The organism is Vibrio fortis (assembly GCF_024347475.1).
Lineage (GTDB): Bacteria > Pseudomonadota > Gammaproteobacteria > Enterobacterales > Vibrionaceae > Vibrio > Vibrio fortis.
The window spans coordinates 83773-99246 of sequence record NZ_AP025487.1 but is presented as its reverse complement, the minus strand read 5'-3'; the positions used below and the strand labels follow the sequence as shown (position 1 = coordinate 99246).

General features: G+C 45.2%; 16 protein-coding genes. 3 read left to right on the top strand and 13 right to left on the bottom strand.

The genetic code is table 11. The annotated features are described in order from the left end of the window. Nucleotides 1–3: 3 nt before the first annotated feature. The 3 genes from yihI to OCV50_RS00430 all read right to left on the bottom strand — a co-directional run bounded on the left by yihI (nucleotide 4) and on the right by OCV50_RS00430 (nucleotide 2369). On the bottom strand, nucleotides 4–555 hold the full coding sequence (gene yihI / locus OCV50_RS00440; protein ID WP_032551082.1) for a Der GTPase-activating protein YihI: 552 nt from the start codon (nucleotides 553–555) through the stop codon (nucleotides 4–6). Continuing rightward, entirely contained in the window at nucleotides 555–1193 is a 639-nt protein-coding gene (locus OCV50_RS00435; protein ID WP_152467944.1) for a class I SAM-dependent methyltransferase, read from the bottom strand. The genes yihI and OCV50_RS00435 overlap by 1 nt, the downstream gene beginning before the upstream one ends. 558 nt (nucleotides 1194–1751) lie before the next feature. Continuing rightward, on the bottom strand, nucleotides 1752–2369 hold the full coding sequence (locus OCV50_RS00430) for a c-type cytochrome (protein ID WP_239842194.1): 618 nt from the start codon (nucleotides 2367–2369) through the stop codon (nucleotides 1752–1754). A gap of 148 nt (nucleotides 2370–2517) precedes the next feature. Here OCV50_RS00430 and yihA point away from each other — a divergent pair, with 148 nt between their 5' ends. After that, the gene (gene yihA, locus OCV50_RS00425) at nucleotides 2518–3177 is read left to right on the top strand and encodes a ribosome biogenesis GTP-binding protein YihA/YsxC (protein WP_239842193.1); all 660 of its coding nucleotides are present in this window, start codon (nucleotides 2518–2520) and stop codon (nucleotides 3175–3177) included. A gap of 189 nt (nucleotides 3178–3366) precedes the next feature. Beyond that, entirely contained in the window at nucleotides 3367–3999 is a 633-nt protein-coding gene (locus OCV50_RS00420; protein WP_390905105.1) for a GTP-binding protein, read from the top strand. Between the two features lie 264 nt (nucleotides 4000–4263). Here the strand turns inward: OCV50_RS00420 and OCV50_RS23320 are convergent, their stop codons facing one another. From OCV50_RS23320 to hemB, 4 genes are all read right to left on the bottom strand, one after another. After that, nucleotides 4264–4311: a hypothetical protein gene (locus tag OCV50_RS23320; RefSeq protein WP_438356636.1), complete on the bottom strand. Its 48-nt coding sequence runs from the start codon at nucleotides 4309–4311 to the stop codon at nucleotides 4264–4266. 193 nt (nucleotides 4312–4504) lie between these two features. Then, nucleotides 4505–7309, bottom strand: coding sequence for a DNA polymerase I (gene polA, locus OCV50_RS00415; protein ID WP_261903401.1), 2805 nt, complete (start codon nucleotides 7307–7309; stop codon nucleotides 4505–4507). A gap of 681 nt (nucleotides 7310–7990) precedes the next feature. Further along, the gene (locus OCV50_RS00410) at nucleotides 7991–8425 is read right to left on the bottom strand and encodes a GNAT family N-acetyltransferase (RefSeq protein WP_261903400.1); all 435 of its coding nucleotides are present in this window, start codon (nucleotides 8423–8425) and stop codon (nucleotides 7991–7993) included. A 65-nt stretch (nucleotides 8426–8490) separates the two neighbouring features. Further along, on the bottom strand, nucleotides 8491–9534 hold the full coding sequence (gene hemB / locus OCV50_RS00405) for a porphobilinogen synthase (protein ID WP_239842190.1): 1044 nt from the start codon (nucleotides 9532–9534) through the stop codon (nucleotides 8491–8493). A gap of 211 nt (nucleotides 9535–9745) precedes the next feature. Between hemB and OCV50_RS00400 the strand changes: the two genes are divergently transcribed. Beyond that, nucleotides 9746–10531 carry a TatD family hydrolase gene (locus tag OCV50_RS00400; protein ID WP_239842189.1) on the top strand — a complete coding sequence of 262 codons (786 nt, stop codon included), beginning with the start codon at nucleotides 9746–9748 and terminating at the stop codon, nucleotides 10529–10531. A 281-nt stretch (nucleotides 10532–10812) separates the two neighbouring features. Here OCV50_RS00400 and tatC read toward each other — a convergent pair whose 3' ends face one another. The 6 genes from tatC to ubiE all read right to left on the bottom strand — a co-directional run bounded on the left by tatC (nucleotide 10813) and on the right by ubiE (nucleotide 15445). Continuing rightward, on the bottom strand, nucleotides 10813–11559 hold the full coding sequence (tatC, locus tag OCV50_RS00395) for a twin-arginine translocase subunit TatC (protein WP_239842188.1): 747 nt from the start codon (nucleotides 11557–11559) through the stop codon (nucleotides 10813–10815). 84 nt (nucleotides 11560–11643) lie between these two features. Beyond that, nucleotides 11644–12051 carry a Sec-independent protein translocase protein TatB gene (tatB, locus tag OCV50_RS00390; RefSeq protein WP_261903399.1) on the bottom strand — a complete coding sequence of 136 codons (408 nt, stop codon included), beginning with the start codon at nucleotides 12049–12051 and terminating at the stop codon, nucleotides 11644–11646. 3 nt (nucleotides 12052–12054) lie between these two features. Next, nucleotides 12055–12291, bottom strand: a complete 237-nt coding sequence (tatA, locus tag OCV50_RS00385) for a Sec-independent protein translocase subunit TatA (protein WP_239842187.1) — start codon at nucleotides 12289–12291, stop codon at nucleotides 12055–12057. Between the two features lie 52 nt (nucleotides 12292–12343). Further along, a complete protein-coding gene (gene ubiB / locus OCV50_RS00380; RefSeq protein ID WP_261903398.1) occupies nucleotides 12344–13978 on the bottom strand; it encodes a ubiquinone biosynthesis regulatory protein kinase UbiB in 1635 nt (544 codons plus the stop codon). Further along, nucleotides 13975–14580 (bottom strand): ubiquinone biosynthesis accessory factor UbiJ, encoded by a 606-nt coding sequence (locus OCV50_RS00375; RefSeq protein ID WP_032551061.1) that lies wholly within the window; start codon nucleotides 14578–14580, stop codon nucleotides 13975–13977. Before OCV50_RS00375 ends, ubiB begins: the two co-directional genes overlap by 4 nt. Before the next feature lie 85 nt (nucleotides 14581–14665). Continuing rightward, nucleotides 14666–15445 carry a bifunctional demethylmenaquinone methyltransferase/2-methoxy-6-polyprenyl-1,4-benzoquinol methylase UbiE gene (gene ubiE / locus OCV50_RS00370; protein WP_239842185.1) on the bottom strand — a complete coding sequence of 260 codons (780 nt, stop codon included), beginning with the start codon at nucleotides 15443–15445 and terminating at the stop codon, nucleotides 14666–14668. Nucleotides 15446–15474: the final 29 nt, after the last annotated feature.

Genomic DNA, 15474 nt, shown 5'->3' with positions numbered 1-15474 from the left:
GTCTTAACCTTTAAAGTTATCGAGATCGATGTCTTCAAACTGCGACAGTAGGTCTTCATCTGAAGAGGCTTTCTTAGATACAGATTCAGGAAGGTCATCAAATACCTCTTCCTCTTCTGGCTCAAGTAGGCCTAGGCGATCCATTAGGAACTCAATGCGATCCAGCTTCTCATCTACTAGCTTCTGTAGACCAGCGCCCAAGTTTTCTCCCGCTTCTAGACGGTCAAGCAAGGTGTTCAGTTGCGCATCGTTCTCAAGCATCTCTAGCTCTTGTTCAAACGACAACTTACGCTCTTGTTTGGTCGGCTTCTTAACCGGTTCGATCACCAATGGAATCTTTTTCTTGCTGCCTAAACGTGGGTCACGGTTTTGTGCAGCTTTACGCTGTTTCGCTTCACCACCGTCTGAGTGACGGCTACCTGATTTCAAACCTTTACGTTTCTTCAGGCGTTTGCGTTCACGTCCCTCAACATCCGATTCGCTACGGTTGCGAGTTACGATCACTTCAGGAGCACCGTAAGCTCCTGGCTTTCTTGATTTTTTGCTACGGCTCATTACTGGGTCTTCCTCAGTAAAATTACATCATTTCCAACAAATTCGAGTTCGAGCTTATCCCGCTCAGCCAAAAACTGGAATGTTTGGCGGCTAAAAAAGACCACATGCGTCGGATCATTTTTATAGTGCCAACCAGCAAACGCGTCCACGTCAATTACTAGCTTGGTCATGAGACCAATCCAGCCCTCTGGCTTAACTAAATTCAACCATTGCTGCCACACCTTATCGGGTTCATAAAGATGTTCAATCACCTCGGTGGCAGTCATAAAGTCGTACGTCTTATCGAGAACAGCGCGTTCTGGGTGATAATAGATGTCGTACAACTCCATGGTGTGTCCAGCTTCTTCTAACATGATAGATAGCGTAGGGCCTGGGCCACAACCAAAATCTAACCCGTGTGAGTTAGATGAAATTCTGTCTGTTAATGGGTCGGCAATGCGCGACAAGAACTTACGATAACCAGCATCACTAGGATCATTCTCATGCAGGTCATAGTGTGCTTTCTCTTCGCTTGCTTCTAACCTTTGGTCAGGTTTTACAAATACCAACTCACATTGCTGACACTGCAGGTACTCTCTGCGTTTGTCTTCAAAGTAGTGATGCACATCGTGATGATGGCATAAGGGACAAGTATACATAGCACATCCTTAAACAGGGATGCGAAACATACCAGAAAGTGCGTTTAGAGTGGAGAGATATTGGGTGTTTTTTCATCAAATCAATAAAAAAAGCGATAGGAAAACCTATCGCTCTCTAAATCTGCCTATATTGGCCAAAATTTGCATACTCAACTTGGTACACAAATCTCCATTTGTTATTGGTGCTTTCCTTGCCAAATTTGTTTTTTGTTCATCACCCTGATGAATTTTGGCTATCCGTTTCTAACACCTTGTCGCTGGGCTATCCTAGCCTGATCCTTTTCTGTCTATACCGTTAGACTAGACGATCATCCATATCGATTTCAGCTCCAAGCTGATGGCGCATACTTTACTCACTTATCAAAAAACGACAAGAGCGCGACATCACACTTTTTGTACAGCTATTGAACACCCATAAATAATGCCAATTTGATCACACCATACATAAAGTAAGGCTATATAAAAGACAACGCCCTAGCCAATCATGGCTAGGGCGCATCCTAAATCTTGCTCGAACGTACATTTCGTCACTCTGGCTAGGAGCGCGAAACCGACAAATTAGTGTAGACCACCAACGTACTTCGATAAGGTTTCAATATCTGCGTCTGTTAGCTTTTTAGCTACATCACGCATCATCGCATTCATGTCGTTATTACGGCTACCATCGCGGAATTTCTCAAGCTGAGCCTTGATGTATTCAGCATGCTGACCTGAAATCTTAGGGAAACCAGATAGCTCTGTGCCGTTACCACGAGGGCCGTGACAAGCAATACATGCCGTTACGCCACGTTCAGCGTCACCCGCAGTGTATAAAGCCTTACCCTCTTCTACTACGTTTTCTGGCGTAGAGTTGTTAGAGATAGGCAGAGATGCGTAATATGCAGCTAGGTCAGCCATGTCTTGTTCAGACAGAGGCATCGCCATTGCACCCATTACAGGTTCGTTACGACCTTGTTTACCACCACTAGTCATACCTAGCTTGAGATCTTTTAATTGCTTCTCAAGGTATTTCTCATGTTGACCAGCCAGTTTAGGGTACTGTGTGATCAGACTGTTGCCGTCAGCACCGTGGCAGGCAACACATGTTTGTGATTTGGCTTTACCAGCTTCAATACTACCTTGAGCCCATACTGAGCAGCTGGCTAATAGACTCAAAATTAGCGCTAATTTCTTCATGACATTCCATTATAATTATCAAGCTTCCAGTACCACTCTATGTTGCCACTCATGGTACAATAGGCGACCTTATGCCGAGCACGGTTATTTTACACAAATTCACAAAAAAGTAATCAATCGACTACACAAAGTCGAGATGGAGTTAACAGTGAGCGTAAAAATTCATTATCAAAACACGCATTTCATTACCAGTGCACCTGATATTCGTCACTTACCAGAAGACGAAGGGATCGAAATTGCGTTCGCAGGACGCTCCAATGCTGGTAAATCTAGCGCACTAAATCGCGTGACCAACCAAAAAAGTCTAGCGAAAACCAGTAAGACCCCAGGTCGTACTCAACTGATTAACCTATTCAAGGTGACTGACGGTTGTCATATTGTCGATTTACCAGGGTATGGTTTTGCGCAAGTACCATTAGAAATGAAGAAAAAGTGGCAGAAGTCACTGGGTGAATACCTTCAAAAGCGTGAATCGCTAAAAGGTTTGGTGGTTCTCATGGATATCCGCCACCCAATGAAAGACCTAGACCAACAGATGATCTACTGGGCAATTGATAGTCGTATCCCAGTACAAGTGCTGCTGACTAAGGCCGACAAACTCAAACAAGGCGCGCGTAAAGCACAGCTACTTAAGATTCGTAAAGATGCGCAATCTTTCGGTGGTGACGTTGCCGTTGACGTGTTCTCTTCATTGAAAGGCATTGGCGTTGACCAACTGCGTGCCAAAATGGATGAATGGTTTGCCCCAGCGCTCGCTGAGCAAATGATCGAAGAACTTGCAGAAGATGAGCGCAACGACGAAGCCTAAAGCAGCCTCATTCGTTAGCTTTGATGAATAAAACACTTACCCTGCTTATATAAGCAGGGTATTTTTTTAACTAATTTTAATCGGTTAGCTCTCAGAAGTGATCCATACTAAAAGTTAGAAACCGAATAAATAGATAGTAACAATGGTTAGATCACTGTCATCTAACTTAATAATGGGAAAGGAAGGCTCATGTTAAAAAAATGGATACCACTACGACTTCTAACACTCGTCAGTTTGCTAATCCCACTCTTATTACATGCTGAAGAGACCCAAGCTCCGCCGCCAGCATTGATGAATGTCGACATGACACTCGACCTAGATGGTATGGAAAAGTATGCAAAGGAGGCCAGCCAATCACTGCAAGTCATTTCTGAATCGCTGCAATCCATCGTCAACAACCCCAACCTCAGTGACGACCAACAACAAGCGCTCAATGAAACCATTGCCAGCATTAACCAACTGAGTGCTTCCACTACCCAATCCATTAACCATCTCCCAGAAGTCTTTGAACACTCACGCATGACATTTCAGAAAACCAGTCAAAATCTACTCAACGATATTCAAAGTAAGATAATCATCGCTCTGGTCGCGATTGTCGCTGTGGTTATCCTCGCCCTGATTGCTATCTATTTGATTATCTTAAAACCGATGCAGCACACCTTAGTGCAAGCCACCAGCAATATCTCTGCGATGGCGCAATCTATTCAGATCACCGCTGAAGCACTTAAATACAGTACTGAGAAACAACAATACTTAATGGAAGCCATAGATCAGAAAGGTGATGTTAAAGCGAGTATAACCACCGAAGAGCAGAACCAATAACGGAATCGCTGCACACCCCAGGCTTAATAAGGTTATTTTCTCAGATAAAACAAGGTCAAATAGCTTTGATGAAAAGTTACATTTTGATCGCTTTATTCCACAAACAACAAATCATAGCGAATTTTTCGATGGGAATGTTCTGGAGCAGATAGATAAACGAAAGGTGAGTTAGGCCACAAAATTTAGGTGAGGAAAGTGGGGTTAGAAAATTTTCTTCCGCACAAGAAAAAACGCCCCAGTCAAATACTGACTGGGGCGGCTGAATCAGCCTAATCCAATAACGTGAAACAAAAGGTCTGAAAGATAGAACATCTTACCTCTGTACCCTACGAGATTTAATGTACAACAATTGCTCAGAAATGAAAACAATTTTTGTAGTTTTTTTTCATGAATGTTTTATTAAAACATCTTAAAAGCCAGTTGTGACAAGCTTTATTCATGACAAAAAAAAGCCAGCGTTTGTGCGCTGGCTCATACTAATTTCGTAAATAAGGTTAAAAAGTGATTAGTGGGCCTGATCCCAGTTGTCACCATGGCCAGCTTCCGCAACCAGTGGGACATCCAGCTCAGCCGCAGATTCCATCAATTCTTGTACTTTACTTTCAATTTCAGTCAGTGCTGACTCTTCTACTTCAAACACCAGTTCATCGTGTACCTGCATCAGTAGTTTCACGCGACCCGCACCTTCGGCTTGAATCCACTCATCCACCAATAGCATCGCCTTCTTGATGATATCAGCCGCAGTGCCTTGCATTGGTGCGTTGATCGCCGCACGTTCCGCAGCCTTACGACGCATGCCGTTGCGAGACTTAATTTCAGGTAGGTGCAGACGGCGACCGTAGATCGTCTCAACAAAGCCCTGCTCAGAAGCTGCACTGCGCGTGTCTTCCATGTACTGCATAACACCAGGGTAACGCTCAAAGTACGTGTCCATATAATGTTGTGCTTCACCACGAGGAATACCTAGCTGCTTAGCAAGGCCAAACGCACTCATGCCGTAGATCAGCCCGAAGTTCACCGCTTTCGCGCGACGACGCTGCTCTGAAGTCACGTCATCGATGCTGACGCCAATGATCTCAGCAGCCGTTGCTGCGTGGATATCTTTGCCTTGTTGGAAGGCTTCAAGCAGCGCTTTATCGCCAGATAGGTGCGCCATAATACGCAATTCAATCTGAGAGTAATCGACAGCAAGAATCTTCCAACCGTGAGGCGCTACAAATGCCTGACGGATACGACGCCCCTCTTCATTACGGATTGGGATGTTCTGTAGGTTTGGATCGGTCGAAGAAAGACGACCTGTCGCTGTTACCGCTTGGTGATACGAAGTATGTACACGGCCTGTCTCAGCGTTGATCATCTTTGGAAGTTTGTCGGTATACGTTGATTTCAGCTTCGCTAAACCACGGTATTCCAGAATCAGCTTCGGCAGTGGGTAGTCCAAAGCCAGCTCTTGAAGTACTTCTTCATTGGTTGATGGTGCGCCCGATGGCGTTTTCTTCACCACAGGTAGTCCCATCTTCTCGAATAGGATGGCTTGAAGCTGTTTAGGTGAATTCATATTGAATTCTTGTTCAGCGATTTCGTACGCTTTCTTTTCAAGCTCATCAAGACGTGCAGCAATTTCTTGAGACTGTGCGCCTAGCAACATGTCATCGACAAATACACCGGTGCGCTCAATGCGAGAGATCACAGGTACCAATGGCACTTCAATCTCTTCGTAAATCGCTTTCAGCTTTTCATCCTGCTCGATGTTTTGCATCAGACGGTTGTGAAGACGTAGTGTCACATCGGCATCTTCTGCAGCATATGGCGACGCCTCACCCAGTTCGATCTGGTTAAACGTCAGTTGTTTCTTACCCTTGCCAGCGATCTGCTCGAATGAGATACAGCTGTGCTGGAGGAAACGCAGCGCAAGGCTGTCCATGTCATGCTTACCACCAACACTATTAAAGACGTATGAAGCGAGCATAGTGTCATGCTTAATGCCTTTCATTTCGATACCATAGCGCGCCAGTACAGAGGCATCGTACTTAAGGTTTTGACCCACTTTTGCTTGAGTATCGTCTTCTAAGATCGGCTTGAGCTGTTCCAGTACCCAATCACGATCGAGCTGCGCTGGTGCATCTAAATAGTCATGTGCCACAGGTACATACGCAGCAACACCTTCTTCTGTCGCGAATGATAAACCGACAAGATTAGCGACCATGTAGTCTAGGCTATCTGTTTCCGTATCAAAGGCAAATACTTCCGCTGCTTTTAGCTTCTCTAGCCAAACATTGAAGTCTTCTTCACTCAAAATGGTTTCGTATTTGCTGCGGTCAATGGTCACAGCTGATGTATCCATTTCAACCGTTGATTGTGCTGACGTTGTTGCACTACCGCTCACCACTGCGCCAGACTTCTCATCGGCTTCAACCACACCAGTGCCACCCTCAAGTAGCTCATTTAGCCATGATTTGAACACCAGTTGGCCATAAAGTTTGATCAGCTCGTCTGTGTTTGGCGTTGCTTTTACTAGAGATTCCGGAGTCTCTTCCAGCTCAACATCCAGCTTGATCGTCGCTAGCTCGTAAGAAAGCTTGGCATTCTCTTCATTATCAACCAGCTTTTTCGCCATGGTTTTCGAGCCACGGAAACCCAGCGCTGCAATATCATCTAAGTTTTGGTAAAGCTTTTCGATGCTGCCGATGCCCTGAAGTAATGCAGTCGCGGTTTTATCACCGACACCCGGTACACCAGGGATGTTATCCACTTTATCGCCCATCAGTGCCAAATAATCGATAATGAGCTCTGGCGGAATACCAAACTTCTCAATAACGCCCTCACGATCCATCACGACATTCGTCATGGTATTGATCAGCGTAACGTTATCATCAACCAGCTGAGCCATATCTTTATCACCAGTACTGATCAGCACTGGCATGCCCGCTTTAGATGCTTGTGACGCCAGCGTACCGATAACATCATCCGCTTCCACACCTGGGATCGAGATCAATGGCAGGCCCATTGCGCGAATCACATTGTGCAAAGGTTCGATCTGACAACGAAGATCATCCGGCATAGGTGGACGATTCGCCTTATATTCTGGATACATATCATCACGGAACGTTTTGCCTTTCGCATCGAAAATAACGGCAATACGATCTGAAGCAAATTGACGCATCATGCTGCGCAGCATGTTCACCACACCATAGATGGCATTGGTAGGAATATCACCATTACTCATGGTGCCCGGGTAAGCATGGAACGCGCGATATAGGTAAGAAGAGCCATCGATGAGAATCAATGGATTATCAGGAATACGAGCCATAATGTTTGTGTATCCAGTAATAAGTACAGAAATGATGGGTTAAGCATGCCACGTATAGTGACGGGATTCCACGTTGTCGATCTGTATCCGTAGAATGGGTTGTGTTTGTTATAAACAGAATCTTGTTATTTTTTGTTCCACAAGCGCCCTCATCTGTGGATAACTCTGTTTATATTATTTATCCACCCTGTTGAGAAGTTGGTAAAATGAAACAAAAATACACCATAAACCATTGAAATAAATAAACAAAAATAGAGATCGAACATATGATCAACGATCTTTTTTCGATCTTGCGTTGTGGAAAAGAATATTGATGAGGATTTATGCATGCACCTTTATGGTGCTAGATATGCATCTTGTTGAAATTGAGATAGAAAAAAAGCGACACCCGAGGATGTCGCCTAGCAAAAAGCGGTGAAGCTATTCAATTGAATACCACAGCTTAACCAAAAAGCTATAAATTACACTGGAAGCAATGTGAGCAATGTCGTGTCAAAAAGAACTTAGTTTAAGTTCGCGAGAATTCTGTTGGTAACTCAGCGGAGCGCTTAGCTACTAAACATCCTTGTGAACATTTCCTCATTCCCTAAGACGAAGTTAATAATAATGATTCTCATTTGATAGTCAACAATTAAATGATAATAAATCTCATTTAATTGCAATTGTCACCTAACCTTCATCTTACATCTGCTTCACAAAGTGAATTCTATTCTCTTTAATGTCTTCTTTTTGTTCGAAATTTTCTATCATGTAGCCATTTCTCAATAGCAATCTCAACATCGAAGAAAATTGGTTCCTAGACTTCACTTTTAGCTGCTTATAGCCCTGATCTCGCACCCATTGCTCTTGCACATCCAATTGAAGCTGCGCTACGCCTTTGTTTCGAGCCAAGGGAGAGACGCCGCCAAACCAGCTGTAAAAAGTTTGCTCATCTAACTGATAACCAATTTTGAATCCGAGCAGTTGTCCGTCTTCCTCAGCAACAAGAACCAACTGCTTGTTGTCTTGCAGACGTGCAGAAAGAGACTCGATGCTCTCTTTAAGGCTGAACTCATCGATCTGCTCCACGACAGCCACGCACTCTTCCAGCGTTCCCTCACGAACCACAACGGTCATTTTCAATCTCCTAAAACGAATAAAGGTCAGCATAATGGCTGACCTTTTATGATTTATCTCGACGACTATTTGTTTCTTAGAAACTGTGCCGCTTGAGCATCGTCTTCTGCTAACCACTCTGCCACATCTTTAGCGAAGTAAGTTAGGATGCCATCGGCACCAGCGCGCTTGAAGCATAACAGTGATTCAAGCACTGTCTCACGCTCTTTCAGCCAACCATTTTGAATAGCAGCTTTGTGCATCGCATATTCACCAGACACTTGGTATGCAAATGTCGGCGCTTGCAGTTCATGCTTCACACGACGAACGATGTCTAGGTACGGCATACCCGGCTTCACCATCACCATATCTGCACCTTCATTAAGGTCCATCGCCACTTCATGGATCGCTTCATCGCTATTTGCAGGATCCATCTGGTAGTTTTTCTTATTACCACCTTTAAGGTTAGATGCACTACCGACAGCATCACGGAATGGGCCGTAGTAGCACGAAGCGTACTTAGCGGAATACGCCATGATTTGCGTGTGAATGTGGCCAGCTTCCTCTAAAGCTTCACGGATCTTACCAATACGACCATCCATCATGTCTGAAGGCGCCACAACATCCGCACCCGCTTCTGCATGAGACAGAGCTTGCTTGATCAGAACTTCAGTTGTTTCGTCATTCATCACATAGCCATCTTCATCGATGATGCCGTCTTGGCCGTGCGTTGTGAATGGGTCTAGCGCCACATCTGTAATCACACCAATATTAGGCACATGCTCTTTCAATGCGCGTACGGCACGCTGAACTAAGCCTTCTGAGTTGTGAGCTTCTGCTGCACATAGGCTTTTCGCGTCTTGGTTAACGACAGGGAAGAGTGCAATTGCAGGCACCCCTAGTTGAGAAAGGTATTCTGCTTCTTCCAACATCAAGTCAATTGAAAGGCGCTCAATGCCCGGCATAGATTCAACCGATTCACGACGGTCTTTACCCATAAGAATAAACATTGGGTAGATTAAGTCATTCACTGATAACTGGTTTTCTGCCATTAAGCGGCGGCTGAAGTCGTGTTTACGCATACGACGCATACGACGACCTGGGAACTGACCTTGAATAGATACAGACACGTGATTCTCCTTGCCTAGCCTAGGTAAACAACTACCTAGATTATAAAAAGTGCAAAATAGTTGGCAAAAGCATATCACCGCTAGCTAAAGACGCTAGCAGTAAAACCTAAATCCTCCGTAAAAACCGGGATAAATGGCAAAAAATGACCTTCTCCTCACACTGCCGTATACTCTGGACAACTCGTTTCTTCAGCTTTTTCAGGACACAACCATGATCGACACTCATGCCCATATCTACGCTAGTGAATTTGATAACGACCGTGAGCAGGTGGTGCAACGCGCATTAGCCCAAGGCATTGATCGTATTTTACTGCCCAATATCGACCTCGACTCTATTGAGCCGATGCTGGCTACTGAACGTCAATTCCCTGAGGTTTGCCGTTCTATGATGGGGCTCCACCCTTGTTATGTTGATGGGAATATCGAAGAAACACTCAAGACTATCCGTGCTTGGTTCGACAAACACGACTTTATTGCCGTGGGTGAAATCGGTATCGACCTCTACTGGGATAAAACCTTTAAAGCCGAGCAAGAGATGGCCTTCGTCACCCAGCTACAATGGGCGAAAGAACTCGACCTGCCAGTGGTAATCCACACTCGTGATTCCATTGAAGAAACGTTAGCTCTGTTGAAGCAAGAACAAGATGGCAGCCTACGTGGTGTATTTCACTGCTTTGGTAGCAGCTTAGAAGAGGCTCAAGCGATCAATGCACTCGGTTTTCACCTAGGATTAGGTGGAGTATCTACCTTCAAAAACTCGGGAATGGATAAGGTAATTCCACACCTTGATATGGATTTAGTCATCCTAGAAACGGACTGTCCGTACCTAGCACCAACACCGAATCGAGGCAAGCGCAATGAGCCAGCTTATACGGAGCTTGTTGCAAAACGAATTGCTGAGTTGCGCGGTATTGCAGTAGAAGAAGTCGATGCGATCACAACCCGAAATGCCGAACAGTTGTTTAAATTACAGCCATCCATTCCGTTAAAAAAATGATATAAAGTTACAATTTTTATTTGAGTTGGCAGCTCAATCGATCTAATATCAACCAGCTTCATATGGAGGTGGTTTTTATGTGTGACCATTCGCAGCACTTGCAACGTCAACATCGAACCTTTTGGCAAAAACTTATTGGTATTAAAGAGATTTACGTCTGTCAGAACTGTGGCTACCAGCTAAAAATTCGATAATAAAATAACAGAAAAAGCGGCCACGGGGCCGCTTTTTCTGTTTATAAATCAATCAAATCAACTTTTACGCATAATTGCGTAAAAAGCTCACGACTCGACTTCATCCTCTTCTTCTTTGCGTACGTAGAAACGAGCAAAAAATAAGCCCACTTCAAACAAAATACACATTGGAATTGCGAGTAGTGTTTGAGAAATCATATCTGGCGGCGTCAGCATCATACCGATGACAAATGCACCAACCACAATGTATGGACGTTTCTCTGAAAGCGACTTCGGATTGGTCGCTCCTGTCCAACAAAGGAGGATGATAGCCACCGGCACTTCAAAGGCGATACCAAAGGCTAAGAACAACGCCAACACAAAATCTAGGTAGCTAGAGATGTCTGTCGCGAACTCAACCTGCCCTAGTGAGATAGTGGTAAAGAAGGTAAATACCAACGGAAATACCACAAAGTACGCAAAGGCTACACCACAATAAAACAGCAAGGAGCTCGATGCCATCAACGGCATGATCAGGCGTTTCTCATGCTTATATAAGCCCGGCGCAACAAAGGCCCAGACCTGATACAAGATAAATGGAACGGCGACAAAAATAGAGGCAACAAGCGTTAGCTTCAACGGCGTAAAGAACGGTGAAGCAACATCGGTTGCGATCATAGTTGCCCCTTCTGGTAGACGCTCTACCAAAGGAGCCGAGACAAACTCATAGATGTCATTGGCAAAATAAATCAGCCCTAGAAACACCACCAATACGGCAACAATAGCACGCAATAGGCGATTACGAAGCTCTAGTAAGTGACTGATTAAAGGCTGTGTCTGCTCAGTCGAAGACATGTCAAACCTCTTAATAAGGACGATCGAAAAGGAGCCGCACGTATACTTATCAGTTCAAGTACTTCGCGACTCCTCCTTGCGAGACTATTCGGCTTTTTTATCTGGCGTAGCTGATGCCTCACTGTTGATCTGAAGTGATTCATGATCCGCAGTCTCAGTGTGACTCGTTTGAGCCTCACTTGGCTTATCAGGCTCAGGCTTAGCGTATGGACGCTGAACTTCAGCAGCAGCCTGCTTTAGTTCATCCACCGACTTTTTCAGCTCAGGAGAGAGATCTTCCATCCCCATTTGCTCAGCCTTACGCAGGTTTTCTTGCAGTTCTTGCACCTTAAGCTCATGTGAAAGCTCATCTTTCACACTATTCGCCATGCTTTTCGCAGATCCAATAAACTTGGAAACACTACGAATTGCCACAGGCAAACGCTCAGGCCCTAAAACAACTAACCCGACGACAGATATTAATACCAGTTCCCAAAAACCGATATCAAACACGACTTACGCCTGCTCTTTGTCTTTCTTAGTTTCAGCAGTTGCGTCAGTCTTCTGCTGTTCAATGTTTTTTGGTTCAAAGTCTGCATCTTTCTTTGCAGGCTCTTCATCATTCATTGCTTTCTTGAAGCCTTTTACTGCTGAACCTAAGTCACCACCCATACCGCGTAGCTTCTTCGTTCCGAACAGCAAGATTACGATTACAGCAATGATTAGAAGTTGCCAAATACTGATTCCACCCATTGTCATTGTCCTCGGGTCTGTCTACAAAAAAATTATTAAGAAAGTCTACCGCTTAACGGCGGTAAGCTCGCCAACTTAGCAGCCAAAATGTGACACCTGCAATGCCACAGCCCATAGATAGCTGCTGATAAGGGCTTGAAACTAATATTGCGGAGCATACGACTAAAGTTGCTCCAACGCCAAACAAAAATTTACCTGTTGCCTGCTGACGCTTGCTTTCTCTATAACCTTGATAAAGCTGATCCATTCTCTGGTTCATCGCTTTACCTTGGCGCAAGCTATCGTAGAGCAGTTCTGGCAATTCTGGCAGCTTCTCTGCCCAGAAAGGCGCTCGGTCTTTTACAGCATTTATCACTGCTTGCGGACCGACTTGATTCATCATCCAAGTCTCTAAGAAAGGTTTCGCCGTCTCCCACAGATCGAGCTGCGGATAGAGCTGACGACCTAACCCTTCAATGTACAACAAGGTCTTCTGCAGAAGGACCAGCTGCGGCTGAACCTCCATGTTAAAACGCCTTGCCGTATTAAATAAGTTTAGCAACACATGGCCAAACGAGATCTCACCCAAAGGCTTAGCAAAGATCGGTTCACACACCATGCGAATCGCGAACTCGAAATCATCAACGTTGGTGTCGTGTGGCACCCAACCAGAATCGACATGCAGCTCTGCCACTTTGCGATAGTCTCGGTTGAAGAAAGCCAATAAGTTTTCTGCCAAGTAGCGCTTATCTTCGCTGTTTAGCGTGCCAACAATGCCGCAATCTAGGCCAATCCATTGTGGATTGCCTGGGTTCTCAGGGTTTACGAATACGTTCCCCGGGTGCATGTCAGCATGGAAAAAACTGTCTCGAAACACTTGGGTAAAGAACACAGAAACACCGCGTTCTGCCAACAGCTTCATATTGGTACCGTTAGCTTCAAGCATTGGGATATCCGACACTTGAATACCGTAAATTCGCTCAGAAACCATCAAGGTTTCACTGCTCAGATCCGGCAACACCTCTGGAACATACAGCTCTTCACTGCCTTCGAAGTTACGACGCAGCTGAATCGCGTTCGCTGCCTCACGGCGCAGGTCGAGTTCATCAAGTAGCGTTTTCTCGTACTCTTTAACAACTTCAACCGGTTTTAAACGACGTGCTTCAGGAAGCGACTTGGCGACTATACGCGCCATTCGGTGCATCAGTTTTAGATCTGCATCAATCACAGGGCGAATATCAGGGCGAATTACCTTAAGTACCACCTCGCGACCGGAATCTTTGAGTTTTGCGGTATGCACCTGTGCGATGGATGCTGATGCCAGTGGCTGGATATCAAAATCAGTAAACCAGTTATCTAGACTGCCGCCCAAGGCTTTTTCCATATCGCGCTTTGCCAGCTCACCATCGAATGGAGCAACTTGGTCTTGCAGCAGCGCTAACTGATCAGCAATGTGCGGAGGGAACAGATCGCGTCTCGTTGACATCATCTGCCCAAACTTAATCCACACAGGGCCAAGCTCTTGCAGTGCTAGGCGCAGGCGATGACCCAATTCTTTATCTTGATGGCGATTTTTGAGCCAAAAAAGAGACTTTCTTGCCAGCAACGGCGCTTTGGTCAACTGGTGCTCAGGCATCAATTCATCTAAGCCGTACTCCAACTGTACCTTAATAATATGATAAAGACGTTTCAGTTCTGTTGGAGTCATGCTTTCTCCAATAGAGCATTCAATTTGGCTTCAAGGCGTGCTGCGGCACTTTTTACATCATCAACCTGATCACAGAAGTGCGCGACCTCTAATGGTGCTGGAGCAATTTTCCACTCTTCAGTTAGAACTTGTGCGAAGTGATTTTGGTGTTTATTGGCTTGAGATGCCACAAAGCCACCGACGTTCTTCACGCCTTGCACCAAAGTGTGTGCCACAACATCACCAGTCACACGTGATAACCACTCTTCTAGATCTGGTTTGCAGTCTGTCATTAGCTGAGCAAACTTCTGCGCCAATTGAATATCACCTTCAAGAATCAGCTTGTCTTGCTTGATCAGCTTAGTGATGTTCGATTGCTCACGCAGCTCAGGAAGGACAGATAAATTCAGAGATAGGTAACAGTCAGGCTGCCCTTCGTAATCCGCTAAAACGTCTATCTGTTGGCTAAACACAAATGTCAGTGTTTTATTGAGCTCTTTGAGATTCACCTGAATGATCTGGCCCTTTAAACGCGATAAACGACGCACCAAGTCTGGATCGTCGTTGACGAGAGTATTCAAAGAGGTTTCGATAACCGCCGTTACTAGTGGGTCAAATGGCATGACTGTCCTTACCTTTGAAAACGGATAAGCCGAAACCTATCCGTTGTATCTTATTATTCGTTGTCGATTTTACTTGGGTTCTGTCTTAGAACTTGTAACCGCGGTGCAGCGCAACAATGCCGCCGGTTAGATTGTAATACTTGGTATTTTCAAAACCTGCTTCTTGCATCATGCCTTCCAGCGTATCTTGGTCTGGGTGCATACGAATCGACTCTGCAAGGTAGCGGTAGCTGTCTGCATCATTTGCGATGATCTCACCCATTTTTGGCAATAGGTGGAATGAGTAGGCATCGTACACTTTTGAAAGTGGTTCAAGTACTGGCTTAGAAAACTCTAATACCAATAGACGACCGCCTGGCTTCAACACGCGGTACATTGAGCGTAGAGCCTTATCTTTATCTGTCACGTTACGTAGACAGAAGCTGATAGTGATGCAATCGAAGTAGTTATCTGGGAATGGCAGTTCTTCTGCGTTCGCTTGTACGTAGTGAACGTTGCCAACAATACCGCTATCGCGCAGCTTGTCACGACCTACATTCAGCATCGAGTTGTTGATGTCAGCAAGGATGACATGACCGTTTTCGCCCACAATGCGCGAGAATTTTGCAGTTAGGTCGCCGGTACCGCCACCAAGGTCTAGAATGCGTTGACCAGGGCGAACGCCACTGCAATCAATCGTAAAGCGCTTCCATAGACGGTGAACACCACCCGACATCAGGTCATTCATAATGTCGTACTTCGCGGCTACAGAGTGAAAAACCTCTGCCACTTTCGCAACTTTCTCTTCTTTTGCGACTGTTTCAAAACCAAAGTGTGTGGTTTCTGATTCTACTGCTGTATTTGTTTGCACACTGGTGTCCGTCATGCTGTTCTCTACCCTGGTAAGTCCTCAAC

Bases quoted from the DNA above. Each gene is read 5' to 3' on its own strand.
- polA (WP_261903401.1), bottom strand. From the start codon at position 7,309: ATGGCTCGTATTCCTGATAATCCATTGATTCTCATCGATGGCTCTTCT.
- tatC (WP_239842188.1), bottom strand. From the start codon at position 11,559: ATGTCTTCGACTGAGCAGACACAGCCTTTAATCAGTCACTTACTAGAG.
- OCV50_RS00375 (WP_032551061.1), bottom strand. From the start codon at position 14,580: ATGCCATTTGACCCACTAGTAACGGCGGTTATCGAAACCTCTTTGAAT.
- OCV50_RS00435 (WP_152467944.1), bottom strand. From the start codon at position 1,193: ATGTATACTTGTCCCTTATGCCATCATCACGATGTGCATCACTACTTT.
- ubiB (WP_261903398.1), bottom strand. From the start codon at position 13,978: ATGACTCCAACAGAACTGAAACGTCTTTATCATATTATTAAGGTACAG.
- yihI (WP_032551082.1), bottom strand. From the start codon at position 555: ATGAGCCGTAGCAAAAAATCAAGAAAGCCAGGAGCTTACGGTGCTCCT.
- OCV50_RS00400 (WP_239842189.1), top strand. From the start codon at position 9,746: ATGATCGACACTCATGCCCATATCTACGCTAGTGAATTTGATAACGAC.
- OCV50_RS00430 (WP_239842194.1), bottom strand. From the start codon at position 2,369: ATGAAGAAATTAGCGCTAATTTTGAGTCTATTAGCCAGCTGCTCAGTA.
- OCV50_RS00410 (WP_261903400.1), bottom strand. From the start codon at position 8,425: ATGACCGTTGTGGTTCGTGAGGGAACGCTGGAAGAGTGCGTGGCTGTC.
- ubiE (WP_239842185.1), bottom strand. From the start codon at position 15,445: ATGACGGACACCAGTGTGCAAACAAATACAGCAGTAGAATCAGAAACC.
- OCV50_RS00420 (WP_390905105.1), top strand. From the start codon at position 3,367: ATGTTAAAAAAATGGATACCACTACGACTTCTAACACTCGTCAGTTTG.
- tatA (WP_239842187.1), bottom strand. From the start codon at position 12,291: ATGGGTGGAATCAGTATTTGGCAACTTCTAATCATTGCTGTAATCGTA.